Source organism: Chitinophaga sp. W3I9 (assembly GCF_050434025.1).
Taxonomy (GTDB): domain Bacteria; phylum Bacteroidota; class Bacteroidia; order Chitinophagales; family Chitinophagaceae; genus Chitinophaga.
On record NZ_JBNPWC010000001.1, the window covers coordinates 6,324,595 to 6,340,250 of the forward strand.

The 15,656-nt window shown below is 43.3% G+C and carries 19 protein-coding genes; 14 read left to right on the forward strand and 5 right to left on the reverse strand.

Going from position 1 to position 15,656, the window contains the following annotated elements; translation table 11 throughout:
* The first annotated feature begins 91 nt into the window (after positions 1-91).
* From QFZ51_RS25670 to QFZ51_RS25680, 3 genes are all read left to right on the forward strand, one after another.
* A complete protein-coding gene (locus QFZ51_RS25670; RefSeq protein ID WP_429050298.1) occupies positions 92-490 on the forward strand; it encodes a hypothetical protein in 399 nt (132 codons plus the stop codon).
* A 141-nt stretch (positions 491-631) separates the two neighbouring features.
* Positions 632-1,354: a hypothetical protein gene (locus tag QFZ51_RS25675; protein WP_429050299.1), complete on the forward strand. Its 723-nt coding sequence runs from the start codon at positions 632-634 to the stop codon at positions 1,352-1,354.
* Positions 1,355-1,486: 132 nt separating this feature from the next.
* The gene (locus QFZ51_RS25680) at positions 1,487-2,230 is read left to right on the forward strand and encodes a DUF2625 domain-containing protein (RefSeq protein ID WP_429050301.1); all 744 of its coding nucleotides are present in this window, start codon (positions 1,487-1,489) and stop codon (positions 2,228-2,230) included.
* 73 nt (positions 2,231-2,303) lie between these two features.
* On the opposite strand, the gene QFZ51_RS25685 is transcribed toward QFZ51_RS25680, so the two are convergent.
* Positions 2,304-2,849 (reverse strand): dihydrofolate reductase family protein, encoded by a 546-nt coding sequence (locus tag QFZ51_RS25685; protein WP_429050302.1) that lies wholly within the window; start codon positions 2,847-2,849, stop codon positions 2,304-2,306.
* A 65-nt stretch (positions 2,850-2,914) separates the two neighbouring features.
* Positions 2,915-3,649: a DUF6597 domain-containing transcriptional factor gene (locus QFZ51_RS25690; RefSeq protein ID WP_429050303.1), complete on the reverse strand. Its 735-nt coding sequence runs from the start codon at positions 3,647-3,649 to the stop codon at positions 2,915-2,917.
* Positions 3,650-3,829: 180 nt separating this feature from the next.
* Between QFZ51_RS25690 and QFZ51_RS25695 the strand changes: the two genes are divergently transcribed.
* From QFZ51_RS25695 to QFZ51_RS25705, 3 genes are read left to right on the forward strand one after another with little or no spacing between them, the layout of a single operon-like run.
* Positions 3,830-4,720 carry an SDR family oxidoreductase gene (locus tag QFZ51_RS25695; RefSeq protein WP_429050304.1) on the forward strand — a complete coding sequence of 297 codons (891 nt, stop codon included), beginning with the start codon at positions 3,830-3,832 and terminating at the stop codon, positions 4,718-4,720.
* 6 nt (positions 4,721-4,726) lie between these two features.
* On the forward strand, positions 4,727-5,653 hold the full coding sequence (locus QFZ51_RS25700) for an NAD(P)H-binding protein (RefSeq protein ID WP_429050306.1): 927 nt from the start codon (positions 4,727-4,729) through the stop codon (positions 5,651-5,653).
* Between the two features lie 17 nt (positions 5,654-5,670).
* Positions 5,671-6,591, forward strand: coding sequence for a helix-turn-helix domain-containing protein (locus QFZ51_RS25705; protein WP_429050308.1), 921 nt, complete (start codon positions 5,671-5,673; stop codon positions 6,589-6,591).
* A 58-nt stretch (positions 6,592-6,649) separates the two neighbouring features.
* On the opposite strand, the gene QFZ51_RS25710 is transcribed toward QFZ51_RS25705, so the two are convergent.
* The 3 genes from QFZ51_RS25710 to QFZ51_RS25720 all read right to left on the reverse strand — a co-directional run bounded on the left by QFZ51_RS25710 (position 6,650) and on the right by QFZ51_RS25720 (position 8,990).
* Positions 6,650-7,198 (reverse strand): dihydrofolate reductase family protein, encoded by a 549-nt coding sequence (locus tag QFZ51_RS25710; RefSeq protein ID WP_429050310.1) that lies wholly within the window; start codon positions 7,196-7,198, stop codon positions 6,650-6,652.
* 159 nt (positions 7,199-7,357) lie between these two features.
* Positions 7,358-7,783, reverse strand: a complete 426-nt coding sequence (locus QFZ51_RS25715) for a T6SS immunity protein Tdi1 domain-containing protein (RefSeq protein ID WP_429050312.1) — start codon at positions 7,781-7,783, stop codon at positions 7,358-7,360.
* A gap of 220 nt (positions 7,784-8,003) precedes the next feature.
* Positions 8,004-8,990, reverse strand: a complete 987-nt coding sequence (locus QFZ51_RS25720) for a hypothetical protein (protein ID WP_429050314.1) — start codon at positions 8,988-8,990, stop codon at positions 8,004-8,006.
* A gap of 363 nt (positions 8,991-9,353) precedes the next feature.
* Between QFZ51_RS25720 and QFZ51_RS25725 the strand changes: the two genes are divergently transcribed.
* From QFZ51_RS25725 to QFZ51_RS25760, 8 genes are all read left to right on the forward strand, one after another.
* Positions 9,354-9,497 carry a hypothetical protein gene (locus QFZ51_RS25725; protein ID WP_429050316.1) on the forward strand — a complete coding sequence of 48 codons (144 nt, stop codon included), beginning with the start codon at positions 9,354-9,356 and terminating at the stop codon, positions 9,495-9,497.
* A gap of 108 nt (positions 9,498-9,605) precedes the next feature.
* Entirely contained in the window at positions 9,606-11,282 is a 1,677-nt protein-coding gene (locus tag QFZ51_RS25730; protein ID WP_429050317.1) for a tetratricopeptide repeat protein, read from the forward strand.
* Positions 11,279-11,944: a response regulator gene (locus QFZ51_RS25735; protein ID WP_429050318.1), complete on the forward strand. Its 666-nt coding sequence runs from the start codon at positions 11,279-11,281 to the stop codon at positions 11,942-11,944. Before QFZ51_RS25730 ends, QFZ51_RS25735 begins: the two co-directional genes overlap by 4 nt.
* A 103-nt stretch (positions 11,945-12,047) precedes the next feature.
* Positions 12,048-12,257, forward strand: coding sequence for a hypothetical protein (locus QFZ51_RS25740; protein WP_429050319.1), 210 nt, complete (start codon positions 12,048-12,050; stop codon positions 12,255-12,257).
* A gap of 298 nt (positions 12,258-12,555) precedes the next feature.
* Complete coding sequence (locus QFZ51_RS25745; RefSeq protein ID WP_429050320.1) at positions 12,556-12,957, forward strand: HNH endonuclease; 402 nt, start codon at positions 12,556-12,558, stop codon at positions 12,955-12,957.
* Between the two features lie 8 nt (positions 12,958-12,965).
* Positions 12,966-13,529: a hypothetical protein gene (locus tag QFZ51_RS25750; RefSeq protein ID WP_429050321.1), complete on the forward strand. Its 564-nt coding sequence runs from the start codon at positions 12,966-12,968 to the stop codon at positions 13,527-13,529.
* Between the two features lie 11 nt (positions 13,530-13,540).
* Positions 13,541-14,533 (forward strand): DUF4407 domain-containing protein, encoded by a 993-nt coding sequence (locus tag QFZ51_RS25755; protein WP_429050323.1) that lies wholly within the window; start codon positions 13,541-13,543, stop codon positions 14,531-14,533.
* 30 nt (positions 14,534-14,563) lie between these two features.
* Positions 14,564-15,649, forward strand: a complete 1,086-nt coding sequence (locus QFZ51_RS25760) for a type I restriction endonuclease (protein ID WP_429050325.1) — start codon at positions 14,564-14,566, stop codon at positions 15,647-15,649.
* Positions 15,650-15,656: the final 7 nt, after the last annotated feature.

Below are 15,656 nucleotides of genomic sequence, written 5' to 3' on the forward strand. Positions count from 1 at the left end.
CCTGCGACTTTTTACCGGGAACCAAACTTGTCGTCTTTATACTATCCTTTAATAGTAAGGAAGGCTAATTTCATTGCCTAAATACTATTTTATGGAAAATAAAAGAAAACGATGTTTAAAATGGAATGCAGCGGCTAAAACAGTTGCGGTACTTTTAATTGCACTGGTAGGATCATTATCGGTTCATGCCCAAACGCTTCCTCCTCCCCGGTCTAATCCGTCAGGGCCTGTACTTTCTGAGTACGAGCGGGAATACAATTATGGTTACGCCGAAGGTGAAAAATTTGCAGGCAGAAAGGACCGTGCTAATTTTGAATATTTCCTCAGAAGATATTACGACGGAATAAGAATGTACCCGGAAAATGACACTTTCTACCGCGCAAGGTTTGAGGGCCTTACTTATGGCTGGATGGATAACCAGCCGGATCCCGATTGGACACTGTATAATAAATTCAAGAAGGCATTGGAACACGATCACACAGAACCTTGAGTTGATTGGTTCAATTATTAAAATGAGCTAAAAGATATCTGGTCGGATATTTTTAGCTCATTTTAATATTTTACGGATAGGCAAGTTTTCCCGATATCAGTTATGGAATAATTTCTGCCCCGCATCTGTATCAAAAAAACTATGCGAACAGGAATTATGCTTTTATCTATTTTATTATTTACCTCATGTTTGCGCAAGCCTATTCCTGTCAGCTACTCTAATACAGAAAAATTTGTTCTGGAAGATACTACCGGCCCTGCAAACGAATATCTGCAATCGTTCGGTGATGATGCTTTTCCTATTTATTACATTGGACCATGGAAGGATACTATCCGTACAGGAAGCCGATACTGGTTACGACAAGAAAGGCGGTTCAAAGAGTATCCAAAACTTTGCATATTTAGGTATTCAAAATCTCATATAGCGGTACAGGTAGATACCTCGTCCCCCGTATGTGAAGTAATGGAATACCTTAAGAAGGACGGTTCAATTAACCATTACTGTGATTCAAACCGTTACTATCATGCCTCAATGATCATTATACGTAATAAGTCAGATACGGCGGTATCATTAGGGATTACCTTCAGTGTTTTCCAGATGCACCGGGAAATGCTGAACAGCCGGGGACAATGGGTAAAGACAAGTGAAAAATTGTGTAAGGATTGGTTTTGCGGCACCGGGCAGCCTAATATATATTTAATGCCTGGTGAGTTAATCCTGTCGAAAATTAGCCATTTTAGCGGAAAACATGCTGTACGCTGTCGCCTGGCATTAGGTTGCTGTGATGACATACCTCAGGTATACTCCAATATTTTTACCGAACACGTAACCGATGAACTATTCTACATCGTTGAGGAAGGCTGATATGGGTTGTTATATAGGTCAGCTGGATAATCTAAACCAATCATGAGTTATATTTGCGTTATCCGGCCAGTCACTGCGCTTTTTTGTTAGATAGCCGAAAAAATAATAGCTTGCGAAAACTACACAAAGGTTATGATACGATATTTAACAATAGTCTTGCTGACCTTGTATGCCTTACCAATGACAGCCCAAAATAAAATGAGACAAGTTGAAGAACTAATCAACAAAACTGATCCGGGATGGATATTTGTAGATGAGTGGATTAAATCCGCAAAAAACAAAGTTGAGATCTTACCGGTTGACACCTCAAAAGCAAAAGATGCGTTGTACAAAACCCAGGTGACAACGCGTTCCCCAATGGGTGCAATTATTTATATGACAGGCGGACTTTTAATTGATGATGGCTGGATTAGGATTCTTGGTTCAGGTAGCTCAAAAATTAATCGGACACTTCCTGATTGGAATAAAGGGAAATCTTTTAAAGAATTTGGTGAAAGTCCATCATTTCTGTTAATTGCCGATGATGCTATTGGAGGCTTTTATCTTCTAAATGGCGGAGGGCTTGGCAAGGACTTAGGAAACGTCTATTATTTTTCGCCAGATAATTTGGAGTATGAACAAATGGACCTTACTTATACCCAATTCCTGGACTTCTGTTTCAACAATGACTTGGATAAATTTTATGAGGGCAGCAGGTGGACAAATTGGCGGGACGAAGTTTCAAAGTTAAACGGCGATAAAGTCTTTAACTTTTATCCTTTTCTTTGGACAAAGGAAGGAAAAGATATTAATGAAAACTCCCGGAGAGCCATTTCGATTGAGGAACAATATGATTTTAACCTCGACATGAGAAAACAACTTGGGTTAGACAACTGATAAAAAACGCCTTCGATAACTTGAAGGCGTTTCAATTTATACTGTCTTTTGTAACAAGTAAATCCTCCGGTATCTATTTCCCCGGCTCATAGGTAAGTTGCACTACACCCGACTTGAAAACATTGGTTTCAATCAACCTTAAACCTATTCGTTCTTTCAAATCTTCAAACAATGGTTTGCCAGCTCCCAAAACTACCGGGTGCACTGATACTTTATAGACGTCAATAAGACCTGTATTTATAAATGTTTTAATAAGACTTGCCCCACCGTATAGCCAGATATCTTTACCATCTTGTCGCTTGATTTCAGCAACCCGGTTTGCTATGTCGGAGCCTATGAAGGTAGCTTTGCTGTCTTGTCTGCTCTGGCTTGAGAAAACAAATTTATTTTTTGAGTGTATTCCCTCCCACATCTCTTTTTCTGCAGGACTGGTAGTTGCATCAGGTTGGAAATTCCCCCAGGCATCATAGCTCACTCTTCCGTAAAATATGGTGTCGACGCTTGCTATAAAACTTCCAAAGTCCATATCGTCGTCCATAATGCACCAATCAATTTCACCATTTGGCCCTTCAATAAACCCGTCTAAGCTGACCGCTAAATTCAAAATTACTTTTTTCATTTAAAATCCTTTTACGCAAAATTAAGTACCTGGCCTGGTTTATCTTTTGGAAAAAAGCGACAAAATTAAAATTGGGAAGGCGTGAGTCCCGTGTGTTGCTTTATTTCATTGGTAAGATGTGCGTGATCATAGAAGCCGCATTCAAACGCTATATCTGACAAGCTTTTCTTTGGGCTGTTGTCACTCATCATAGAAAAAGCCGACTGGAAGCGAATGATCTTTACATACTCCTTGGGGGTTAATCCAATATGGGCTTTAAAAATCCGCTCCAATTGCCTGACAGTTATAAAATTATTTTTTGCCATTTCAGAGATGCTTAACATTCCTTTAGAAATATGGATATCGTTTAAAACAGGCTGAAGCAACTGGTTGATATTTCTTTTCCTGTCCAAAAAATATCTGTTGAGATAAACATGGGGATCATTATTTATCTTATCAACATCAAATGAATGTGCTAAGTCAAATTCAACGGTATGATCCGTCAATTCATTTTGTGGCGCATAGTTATAAAAAGACGAAAACATGGCTGGTTTCAGGCACACTCCCATTAGATGGGTGTTGCTGTCGATAAAACTATCTTTAAAGGAAGTCATTGCTCCTACCACGTATGTTTTCCCGTGATCCATGGTAGCCAGGCCGTTGTCGGTTTTGCAGGATCCTCCTAAATTTATAACGATCCCGGGGCAGCCATCAGGAAATATCCGTTCCCATTGGTGGTCGCTGTCATCTCCTTTCAATTCCCAGAAAGAATGAATATAGGTGGCTAATGCTAAGCAAGGTTTAACCTCGTTATGTTTCATTGCTAAAACTAAATTGGTTGTTTGTAATCTGTGCGTACAAAACCCGGGATTTCACAACCGGATATCAAAATTAGTTAATTACACAATTCTTTCCCTGTTTTAGCTAAATCAAACGCAGTTTTGGATAAATCAACCTCACTAAAGCAACTCATCTTTGTGTCAACAAAAGAAAAAACAATCATGCGTGTATTCGTTACAGGAGCTACAGGCTTCGTCGGTACTGCCATTGTGCAGGAATTATTAGCTGCCGGCCACCAGGTATTAGGGCTGGCCCGTTCAGATGCCTCAGCCCAAAAGCTTATCGAAGCAGGTGCAGAAGTTCATCGTGGCGACCTCGAAGACCTGGAAAGCCTTCGCAGCGGCGCCGCTCAGTCAGATGGCGTGATCCATGCCGGCTTTATCCACGACTTTACCCGGTTTAAGGAAGTATGCGAAGTGGATAAAACAGCCATTGAAACCATCGGCGATGTGCTGGCCGGTTCTGACCGTCCTTTGATCGTTACTTCCGGCACAGCCCTGGTCAGTCCCGGCAAGCCGGCTACCGAAGATATCATTCCTCCGTTCAACCCGGCCTGGCCCAGGGCTTCTGAACAAGCCGCAGATAAAGTAGCCGCGCTGGGTGTGCGTACAGCAGTGATCCGTTTATCTCCATCGGTACATGGCGACGATGATAAACATGGTTTCGTACCCATTCTGGTCAATATGGCCAGAGAAAAAGGAATATCTGCTTATATCGGCGACGGACAAAATCGCTGGAACGCCGTACACCGGCTGGATGCTGCCCATTTGTACAGATTGGCTTTGGAAAACGCCGAACCGGGAGCCCGTTATCATGCTTCAGCCGAAGAAGCGATTACAGTTAAAACGATAGCGGAAGCCATAGGTAAACAACTGAATTTCCCGGTAGTTCCGGTAATGCCGGAAGCAGCCGCTGAACATTTTGGCTGGTTCTCACAGATGGCCGCCATCGACTGTCCCGCATCGAGCGTTTGGACACAGGAGAATTTAAAATGGCGACCAACGCACGCTACCTTGCTTACCGATATTGAGAACAGTATTTATACCAAATAACCAGCGATGAAAATTATTGTTACAGGTTCCTTAGGGAACATCAGCCTGCCGCTGACAGAAATATTGATCGCCCAGGGACATGCGGTAACCGTTATCAGCAGCGACATCCAAAAGCGGGCAGCTATCGAAAAAACAGGCGCTACCCCTGCTATTGGCTCGATCTCCGATGTCCGGTTTCTGACCGATACATTCACCGGTGCAGATGCCGTTTATGCAATGATTCCCCTGAGCTTTACGGAACCTGATATGGGAGCTTACCTGCGCCGGATATCGCAAAACTATGTTCAGGCACTCAAAGAAGCCGGCACCAAACGGGTTGTACTTTTGAGCGGTTGGGCAGCTGACCTGGTGAAAGCCGAAAACGCAGAGCATGTATTCGACGGACTTAACGCCTCCATTACCATCATGCGGCCTGCGGCCTTTTATACCAACTTCTATCAGTCCATCGACCTGATCAGAGGCAAGGGCCTTATGGGCAAATTGCTGGCACTGCGTTATTACGGCCCTGGGGCGTTGTTAACCGGCAAAACCGGCCTGCTCATGGGGAACTATGGAGGAGACGACCGGATCGTTTTTGTATCGCCAAAAGATATTGCGGATGCCATTGCGGAGGAACTGCTATTATTACCCAAAGAAAAAACCATCCGTTATGTAGGCAGCGAGGAAATGACCTGCAATGAAGCGGCAAAGATCATTGGAAGCGCAGTAGGCAAGCCCTGGTTAAAATGGGTGCTGCTCTCTGAAAAGCAAATGCTGCAGGGATTGAAGATGGCTAAAGTGCCGGAAAAGTTGGCGGAGACCCTCGTGGAAATGCAGGCGGTTATGCACAGTGGCAAAACCCTGGAGAACTTTCACCGGAACCAGCCGAAAATGGGGAAGGTTAAACTTGCCGATTTCGCTCAGGAGTTTGCCCGGGCTTACCAAAAAAAATAACGAACTTTATCAAAGCTATGAATAAGCAGATTTTTCATTTTCACACAATTACCGAATATCACCGGGCTGCGGGCCTGCCCAAGCCCGCGCACCCGCTGATCAGCCTGGTGCGGATGGACGACCTGACCAGGCCCCTTGCCGAAGGCAAGTTCAGTTTGATCTATGATTTTTATACAATATCCATGAAAAGGGTAAAGAATGCTAAATTCAAATACGGCCAGCAGGCCAGCGATTTTGATGAAGGTGTACTCTTCTTTATGGCACCCGGCCAGGTCTTTGGAGTGGAAATTGAAAATGGTGGTATGATGCACCGTCCGGAGGGCTGGATGATCCTGATCCATCCGGATTTTTTATGGAACACGCCGCTGGCTAAAACCATCAAGCAATACGAATTCTTCAACTACTCCGTATACGAGGCGCTTTATTTATCAGACAAAGAAGAAACAATGCTCGCATCTATTGCGCAAAATATCGAGCAGGAGTACAATGCTAATATCGACCGGTTCAGTCAAAGCGTGATCATTGCCCAACTGGAACTATTACTGACTTATTCAGAGCGGTTCTATCAGCGCCAGTTCATAACCCGCAAGATCGCCAGCCATGAGATACTCACCAAACTGGAAGATCTGCTCACCAATTATTTTAACAGCGGCATGCTTGCTCAAAAAGGCCTGCCCACCGTTGCCTACATTGCCGAAAACTTAAATATCTCACCGGGTTACCTGAGCGGGTTACTGAAATCCCTTACCGGCCAGAATACCCAGCAGCATCTGCACAATAAGCTCATAGAAGTGGCTAAAGAAAAACTATCAACCACCAATCTCTCCGTCAGCGAGATCGCCTACGAGTTGGGTTTTGAACACCTGCAATCCTTCAGTAAATTGTTCAAGACCAAAACCAACCTGTCGCCGATGGCGTTCCGTCAGTCTTTTAATTAAATTATTGGTTAAATGGTTTGAGACCTGTACCAGTACTTTCACCTGAATACCCGCATTATCATTGTTTCACGTAATGAAGCGCTATAGCTCCTGATGGAAGCGTTCTCGAGTCTGCCAGTTTTAAATCCCGCTGAGCCGGACCGGTACCATCCAGCAACCTTCTTCCCTCACCCGCAATGATGGGATGAACGAGAAAATAATATTCATCCACCAGGCCAAGTCTGATTAATTCCCCAGGCAGGCTTATACCTCCGATTGAAATATTTTTGCCGGATTCCTGTTTCAGTTTTAAGATTTCTTCTGCGAGGTTCTCACGAATAATTCTCGTATTACCTTCAACCTTGTCTAACGACCGGGAACAAACAATTTTATCAATGGCGTCAAATGTTTTCGCAAATTCGATCTCCGATTTCGTCCCGGATTGTTTTTTTGCGACGTCAGGCCAGTAAGGAACCATCAACTCGTAGGTTTTACGTCCGTAGATGATCAGGTCAGCATCCCGCATGAGGTCCGTGAAATACTCATGGATTTCCGGGCCGCCACTTAACTGGGTATGATCACAGCAACCATCTGCAGTCAGATTGATTCCGTAGATTATCTTTCTCATCTGATCGGTTTTAGTATTTAATTTTTTATGCTGGTTTCAGATACAGTCCAAAAATAAATACTATAGTTATCACCGTAAAGGCCATCTGCGACAAAAGAAGGGGCATTCAGGCCATTCGGGGAAAGGGAAAAAGCAATTTTGCCTCACCCACTGTTTTCACTATTCAATCTTACCCATTGTTTGGGCAATTAAGGAAATATGTTCCTTTATTTTTACTTTCTGAAGATTATCCACTTTTTCTTTCCCTCCTAATCCTAACAGTGGGACAAATCCATAGCATTCATCATATTCCGGTTCACCCAACCTTTCCTTTGCGATGAGATAATTGGTATCATTTAAGTTATCTCTTAAGAAACCCTTGTCCGCTAAATCCATATTAAAAAACCATTCCATGTCATCCCCGCTTTCGATAATGGAATCGCCACCATTTTTGAAGTAAACTGCGCGTATCGCATCTCCCGTCCAGGTCAGGAAATCGCCAAGACCGGTAACCGCAAAAACAATTTCCTTGTCCTTATTATTATAGGCTTCATCAAAAACCGATTGATACTCCGATGGGTCAACCAATTTCAGGTAACCATTCATAAACGTTCAAAATCCGTAAGCGTTCAAAAATTGGATAAGCTGAACCGGCAGCTTGCCAATATACTCATCCACGTTATCGCTCTTCGGTTTTTGGATAATACGGTAGTCTGGATATTTTTCAAAAAATGTATCAAACACGGCTTTAGGGTTCTTTAGTGTTAATTGCTAAGTAGTAGAAATTAAGATAAGCATTTTTGGGGATTTGAAGAAGGGCAACCTTTCACTCATTCATTCCACGGATATACTTATCGATAATATAGACAGTAATTGGCTTCAGCTGACGGCCAAAGACCACAGGGTGCTCTCCTCCCGCTGTATAGTATTCTATCTTGTCGTTAATTTTAGAATACCAAACCTTTCCTATAGCCTGGTAGGTGATGGTGTCCGGCCTGGTTATCTTCCTGAAATTTTTCAACTTCATTGTATCTGCCGCTATGACCCTCCCATTAGCTATTTTCTGGTTACAGGCTACAGGCTCGTAATGATCTTCCTGCCAATACATGCAGTTACCGCCGGGCCGCGGATTATCTTTCCACCACCACATACCACCTGTTCCCAGTGCCAGCGATAATATAACCGCGGCGGCCAATGTTCTCGTGGATCTCCCTCTTAATTTTTTTTGATTACTGGTTTCTGCGACTTTAACACCCGCGCCTTCCTTTTCCTTTGAGCTATACATCAGGAATGGAATTGCCGGATTTTCCGGAATTATCGGATTTCCGGTTAATTCATCCCTTCCAGCTACGGGCGGGGTAGCTGGGGAACCCGGTGCCGTTTCCTGATCTACTGTTGCCGGGGTAGCCTCATTTAACACAGGATCTCCATTTTCATCATCATCACCGGAGTACGTTTTCCCCAATTCCCAGGGCCTGCCAGGAAAGTCAATCAGCCAGGCAAGGAGCTCGATATTCTTCTCATCTGTACTTTCAGACCTCCCATTCAGGTAATTTATCAACGGCCGGAACTTATCCCTGTCGCATCGCTGCATAATATCATGGCAGCTTCTCTCTTCATTCAAATCTCCACAGAAATCCCTGATGATTTTTTCATCCCGCCTATTTACCTCTTTTGTGCATTTCTTCACACATTCCTCTTTGACCTTCGCCGGCTTCAGGTGCATCAAGCCGTGAGGTAGCGTACTGTTTTTCTTCTTTCGTTCAAACGCCCGCATGACGAGTTGCCGGTAATCAGGATAATGTGTCGCCATAAATAAAATTATAGAACTGAATAATCGGAATTAAACCCGCATTCCCGGAACTATAAGTGGAATACCAGGAATTAGCGGAATTATTGGAATTGTTTGTAAATCAACCTTTTACCTCGACATATCTTCGTTTTGCAATCGGGTAAATGCCTCCTTAGCTACGAGGTACTCTGTACAGAACCTATTCACACCCCGGGCAAAGAAAGCGGAGGCCGGTTACCGGCTTGGGAAGCGACAATCAGCTTCCGTGATCCACGCCCACACTTCCCAAAAAAAGAAGAAGCGCTTCTTCAACAACTCGAAACTCCGCTGCCGGATGCCCGGCAACCGGCAGCCTATTGCTTAAACATTTTAAAAACTAAAACAATGTTTCACATCATATTAGGCTTCTTCCTGGCATTCCTGAGCCCATGCCATCCCAATAACAGCAACCATAACAATGGCGAACAGGTCACTACTTTGGACGATACCGGCGGCGAAACCGGAACAATTCCTCCAAGGAAACCCTGATGTATCATCTCCGTGAGGCAAGAAGTTCTTGCCTCACTTTTTTAGCGCCAACCAATAATAATTCCTCAAAATTGAGAAATTCGATACTTTTAAGAGAAATAATTCTTAGTGCGCCCCTCAAACATTATCCTGCCCCTACTCCTCAGCGGTTTTTTAGCCTGTACTTCCAACCAGGCCCCCCCGCAACCGATTTCTGCACCCACGCTGGAAAAAGGGGAATCATTTTTCAATAACAACAACAACGATTCTGCCTTTTATTATTTTAATCTCGTTGCCACCGGGGCCACAGACAGTTTGGAAATTGCAATGGCCTATACTTATATGGGTATCATCCAGGCATATGAGGGAGACCATTACGGAGGACAGGAAAGCCTGTTGAAATCCCTTACTTATCTTGATGAACACAAAAAAGAAGACCTGGAATGCCTCAGCTCAATTTACCATGAGTTGGGCAATATCTGCCTTAACCTTAAAAACTATGACGCAGCTATCGACTACTATCGCAAGGCACTCAAATATATAAAACATCCGAAGGCCAGGACCATTGCCCTTAACAGCATAGCCCTTACTTATCAGAAAAAAGGCGACTATGACCAGGCTATCGATTTATACAGATCCCTGCTGGCTGAGAGTAAAAACAAAAAAGAATATGCCCGGGTACTTTCCAACTATGCCAAAACTAAATGGCTGAAAAACGCTGCATACTCCGCCGGCCCTGAGCTGCAACTTGCATTGCAAATCCGTAAGGATTCAAACGATATCAGGGGACTCAATGCCAGTTACGCGCATCTATCAGACTATTATTCGCTCTCCCTGCCCGATTCGGCGCTTCATTATGCGGTAAGAAGGTACGAAATTGCCAGGGAAATGAACAGTCCGGACGACGAAGTCGAAGCACTTTCAAAACTTATTACCCTCAGCCCCACTAACCTGCTGAAACCTTATTTCATCCGCTACCAACACCTGACGGATAGTATCCAAACGGCCAAGAACGCAGCGAAGAACCAATTTGCATTAATCCGGTATGAAGCCGCAAAAAACAAAGCCGACAATCTTCAGCTGCAAAAAGATAATGCACAAAAGAAGACCCAGCTGATAGTACAGCGGTTCATACTGGCGCTAACCATCCTGCTCTTCATTATCGCCGGAATCGCTTTAATCCTTCGGTACCGCCGGCGCCGGCAACAAATTGAATTTGCATCCCGGCAGGCAATACAGGAATATCAGCTTAAAACCTCCCAGAAAGTGCATGACGTGGTAGCAAATGGCTTGTACCGCATCATGACAGAACTTGAGCATAAAGCGTCTGTAGATCAGGAGGAATTAATAGATAAGATCGAGGTGCTGTATGAGCAGTCCCGCGATATCTCCTACGAAAATCCCACTATCTCAAAGATCCCTTTTCACGTTAAAATTGACAACCTGCTGGAATCTTTTGGATCTGAACAAATCAAGGTCCTGATCTTCGGCAACGGTCCTATGCTCTGGAGCCGGATCAGTGTGCAGGCTCAGCATGAAGTTGAATATATTCTCCAGGAATTAATGATCAATATGAAAAAACATAGCCAGGCCAACTCCGTGATGATAAAATTCGAATGTCAAAACAACCAGCTTCAGATTCTCTATACCGATGATGGCATCGGTATTTCTCCGCAAGTTAAGTATGGAAACGGACTGCAGAATACGGGAAACCGTATTAAAAGAATTGACGGGCAATATACATTTGAGCATCCTGCTAAAGGATTAAAAATTCACATTTCCATTCCAATAGCTCAATCCTTATGATTAAAAAGGTACTTATTGCTGAAGATATCGAAAGCGCCAATATTTCTCTGCAGAAAACACTGGAAGATTTGGCTATCACAGATATAGCACATGCCTATTATTGCGATGATGCTTTGTATAAGATCACACAGGCAGTTAAAGCCGGAAGCTCCTTCGATCTCCTGATTACAGATTTATCATTCATTCAGGATGATCGTAAGCAGGTATTATCTGGTGGTATAGAGCTGATTGCCACTGCCCGGGAAGTACAGCCCGATCTGAATATCCTGGTCTTCTCATTGGAAAACAAGCCGGCTGTTATTGAACAACTTTACAACAAGTACGACATAGACGGTTTTGTCGCCAAAGGCCGAAACGACATCCGGTCGCTTAAAGAAGCCATCAATGAAATAGCCCAGCACCGGCGTTATTTGCCATATCATATCAGGCAGTCGATCGACAAAAAGAACGCCTACTCATTTTCAGAATTTGATATCCTGATCATAACGTTGCTTGCGCAGGGAATGCTGCAGAAAGACATACCCGCGCACCTTCAACGCAACGGGATAAAACCATCCGGCCTAAGCAGCGTAGAAAAGAAACTCAATCAGATGAAAGATGCACTTGGCTTTACCAAAAATGAACAACTGGTGGCCCACTGCAAGGATTTAGGTGCTATATAAGCATCTCAAAAGAAATTTCGAAAGAAAATAACTGATTACGGTTTCCCATAAAAAAAGGAGGTTGATGAAATATACTTTTGTTTCATAAATTAAAAACAACACTATGAAACAGAACTATTATGTAAACAATAACCCCCAGCTCAACGGCGATCATGAAGTTCACGTCAGTACCTGCGAATACTTTCCCATGATGTATAACCGGACCTATCTGGGAGGATTTGAAACCTGCCAGGAAGCGGTTCGCGAAGCAACAAAACGCTACAAAAAAGCGAATGGCTGTATTCATTGTTGCAGGCTTTGTCATACGACTTAACCAATAATGCCAGTTCTATGTGCCCCTTGTCTTCAGAACCGATCGAACCATGAAACTCCTGTATACCTGGCTGCTTATAAGCTATACTCACTGCAACCCAATAACGGTGTATGTCTGTGACAGCAAAAGTGCTACAAAGTATCATTATAAATCGGATTGCCGTGGGCTAAGTAATTGTAAGCACCGAATCATCAGCATTTCCCTTGAAAAAGCAATGACAACCAGAACCCTTTGTAAGTGGGAGCAATAAATTGACCCGATCGGAACTATATTTCAATAAACTCCAACCTGTACTATTATGACAACTCCAAACGACGCGCCGTATAAATATTTGCAGTTTAAGGGAGACCAATGTTATCGCAGATATATCGAGGAAGATATTCCTGCCAAGTCGCCTCCGGTAACACCTAAAAAGCAGGACCTCCTGAACGTTAAATCGCATGGCAGTTATGGCGCCCTTCTATTTCACCCCAACTGGAAGGCAAGACGAAAAGAAATACTACACCGCGATATGCATCGTTGTGTGCATTGCCGTAGCGACAAAGACTTGCAGGTACATCACCGGCAATACCAGTTTATAGCAAGCGAGCAGAAGTTCCGCCTTCCCTGGGAGTACCCCGATCGCTTGCTCATCACGCTTTGCGAATCCTGTCATAATAAAGGGCATAATAAATATAAGGTGCCGACAATCACTATTTAATAAAACATATGAGCCTCTTCAATATTTTCAACCGGCAACGTCAAAATGGTCACAACCACCATCTGGCAATTGAAAACGCAATACCCGATATCCCGGAAACTACTTTCATTGAGAAGGATGCACCGGGAGACCAGCCTGACGGGAAAGCTGCTACACCGCTCAATGGTGGACTACATCTTCTATACGATTTCCTCGACAAGAATTATGAGTCTAAAGGGTATAATGATGCTCTGATAAATCCGGACATCACTCATTTGGATCAAAATGTGATCGCGTTGAAGAATGACCTGGAAAGATCAATCCGGAAGGTAAAAACGTTTTACGACGACTTTATCCGGCAAATAAACTTCCACATCTCCAGCAGGAGCAGAAGCGGAATGATAGATACGGTGGAAGAGCTTACCGTAAAAAAGGAAATTGCCGAAAGCCACATCAGGCAGGTCAAAGAAATCGAAGAACAGGCAAAGCTCAACGAGGGAGTCGGGCATGGCATCATTATCAGCTATACCCGCGGATTCAGGAATGGCCTTGCGGCAATTTCCAGTCACATGATTCTGAACAAAAACCTTTAAAACCCTGCGCTATGAAACATCTCTGGATCCGTTTCGGCTGCTTCCTCACCGGATACAATTATAATATCCTGCGGAACTGCAGCGAAGCCGCATTCAAATCCGTGAAAAAGTACACCGCAGCCATGCTGATCGTTTGCATTCTCTGGTTCTTCATTGGTTTTACTTTTGCCCACCGTTACCTGTCACTCAGTTTGCCGGGTTGCATACTGGCCGGGCTTCTCTCCATCGTCATCATTGTACAGGTTGAAAAGCAAATCATCTTATCCATCCATCCGAGCTGGCTACTACGATTTTTCAGATGCTGCCTGGCGCTAATTATGTCTGTTCTGGGCGCGGTGATCATCGATCAGATAATATTCGAAAAAGATATTGAGATAGAGAAGATTTCCTACGTTTCGAACAAGGTTGACAGTATACTACCCTCGAAAACCGAAGAATTAAGAAAGCAGATTGCAGCGCTGGACACGACGATTAATAAAAAAGAACAGGAAAAAGATAATTACATCGCAGATATCAGTAAACATACCACCACAACTGCCACAACTACGCAAACAGCAACAAGACGGGTACCCGTGGCAACAGTTACATCTTCTGGCAGGGATACCACCACCTGGAAAACGATAAGTGACATTACTGTTGGAACTACGCTGGTGCCAAATCCCAAAATAGCATTGCTACCGTCCCTTGACTCCACCATTGGCGCCATGCGGCAACAAAGAGCCCAAAAGGAAAACGATTTACTCCACATTAAGCCTGCACTTGAAAAAGAAATGAAAGCGAATACAGGATTCCTGGATGAGTTAACGATCATGATGCATATGTTATCCGCATCGTCCGTTGCATTAGCTTTCTGGTGCCTGTGGATCCTGTTTTTCCTGTTTATAGAGATGCTGGTGCTTTTCAGTAAGGCGAGCGACAAATCCAATGATTACGAAAAGGTGGTGCTGCACCACATGAACTTACAGATACGACGGCTCGACGCCCTCGGAAAAGCAGTTCAGTAATAGATTTCCAACAACATTAATATAAAAAAGATGGATTTCAAAGATGAAATTAAACTCTTCGGCGACAAAGTCGAAAAGCTTAAAAACCAGATTCAAACAGAAGAGGCTACTAAAAATGCTTTTATTATGCCTTTCATTAAAGTACTGGGCTACGATGTATTTGACCCATTTGAAGTAATGCCGGAATTCATTGCAGATATCGGGATCAAGAAAGGCGAAAAAGTCGATTATGCAATCCTGAAAGAAGGCAAGCCTTCCATACTTATCGAATGTAAGCATTGGGGAGAAAGCCTGGATCCGCACAACTCCCAGCTTTTCCGGTACTTTCACACTACAGCCGCTAAGTTCGGACTATTGTCCAATGGAATAATTTACCGGTTTTATACAGATCTTGCAGAGCAGAATAAAATGGATGAAAAGCCATTCTTTGAATTTAATGTTACAGATATAAAAGATAACCAGATTGAAGAACTAAAGAAATTCCACAAGTCATATTTCAACATAGAAAGCATTCAAACTACTGCAAGCGAGCTAAAATATATGAATGAGCTCAAAACGCTGATAAATATTGAATTTCAAAATCCTTCTGAGGGGTTGATCAAGCTCTTTGCCAAACAGATATATAAGGGGATGTTAACGTCAAAAATTGTTGAGCAGCTGGGTACGCTTACCAAAAGGTCAATACAACAATACATTAATGACCTGATAACTGAAAGGCTTAAATCTGCGTTGAAAAAGGAAAATGAGGCTGCGCCATCTGATGCTGAAAAAGAATTAGCAACAACAAATGTAGAAGAAAAGGCCCCGGTGATTGAAACCACCGAAGAGGAAAAGGAAGGTTACATGATTGTAAAGACGATGCTCCGTCAAAAGATAAAACCGGCCAGGATAGCATATCGCGATGCTCAATCCTATTTCGCTATACTGCTGGATGATAATAATCGAAAAACGATATGCAGACTGTATTTTAACGGTGTACGGAAATACATTGGCACTTTTGACGAGCAAAAAAAAGAAACGAGGACGGAGATTTTAACTATCGATGACCTTTTTAAGTTCGAAGAAATACTGCATAAGACGGTTGATTGGTATGATTCAGAAAAAGTTCAGGCTTAAACGTGCT

Excerpts from the sequence above, each read along its gene's own strand:
- QFZ51_RS25670 (WP_429050298.1), top strand. The coding sequence starts at position 92 with ATGGAAAATAAAAGAAAACGATGTTTAAAATGGAATGCAGCGGCTAAA.
- QFZ51_RS25675 (WP_429050299.1), top strand. The coding sequence starts at position 632 with ATGCGAACAGGAATTATGCTTTTATCTATTTTATTATTTACCTCATGT.
- QFZ51_RS25680 (WP_429050301.1), top strand. The coding sequence starts at position 1,487 with ATGATACGATATTTAACAATAGTCTTGCTGACCTTGTATGCCTTACCA.
- QFZ51_RS25685 (WP_429050302.1), bottom strand. The coding sequence starts at position 2,849 with ATGAAAAAAGTAATTTTGAATTTAGCGGTCAGCTTAGACGGGTTTATT.
- QFZ51_RS25690 (WP_429050303.1), bottom strand. The coding sequence starts at position 3,649 with ATGAAACATAACGAGGTTAAACCTTGCTTAGCATTAGCCACCTATATT.
- QFZ51_RS25695 (WP_429050304.1), top strand. The coding sequence starts at position 3,830 with ATGCGTGTATTCGTTACAGGAGCTACAGGCTTCGTCGGTACTGCCATT.
- QFZ51_RS25700 (WP_429050306.1), top strand. The coding sequence starts at position 4,727 with ATGAAAATTATTGTTACAGGTTCCTTAGGGAACATCAGCCTGCCGCTG.
- QFZ51_RS25705 (WP_429050308.1), top strand. The coding sequence starts at position 5,671 with ATGAATAAGCAGATTTTTCATTTTCACACAATTACCGAATATCACCGG.
- QFZ51_RS25710 (WP_429050310.1), bottom strand. The coding sequence starts at position 7,198 with ATGAGAAAGATAATCTACGGAATCAATCTGACTGCAGATGGTTGCTGT.
- QFZ51_RS25715 (WP_429050312.1), bottom strand. The coding sequence starts at position 7,783 with ATGAATGGTTACCTGAAATTGGTTGACCCATCGGAGTATCAATCGGTT.
- QFZ51_RS25720 (WP_429050314.1), bottom strand. The coding sequence starts at position 8,990 with ATGGCGACACATTATCCTGATTACCGGCAACTCGTCATGCGGGCGTTT.
- QFZ51_RS25725 (WP_429050316.1), top strand. The coding sequence starts at position 9,354 with ATGTTTCACATCATATTAGGCTTCTTCCTGGCATTCCTGAGCCCATGC.
- QFZ51_RS25735 (WP_429050318.1), top strand. The coding sequence starts at position 11,279 with ATGATTAAAAAGGTACTTATTGCTGAAGATATCGAAAGCGCCAATATT.
- QFZ51_RS25740 (WP_429050319.1), top strand. The coding sequence starts at position 12,048 with ATGAAACAGAACTATTATGTAAACAATAACCCCCAGCTCAACGGCGAT.
- QFZ51_RS25745 (WP_429050320.1), top strand. The coding sequence starts at position 12,556 with ATGACAACTCCAAACGACGCGCCGTATAAATATTTGCAGTTTAAGGGA.
- QFZ51_RS25750 (WP_429050321.1), top strand. The coding sequence starts at position 12,966 with ATGAGCCTCTTCAATATTTTCAACCGGCAACGTCAAAATGGTCACAAC.
- QFZ51_RS25755 (WP_429050323.1), top strand. The coding sequence starts at position 13,541 with ATGAAACATCTCTGGATCCGTTTCGGCTGCTTCCTCACCGGATACAAT.
- QFZ51_RS25760 (WP_429050325.1), top strand. The coding sequence starts at position 14,564 with ATGGATTTCAAAGATGAAATTAAACTCTTCGGCGACAAAGTCGAAAAG.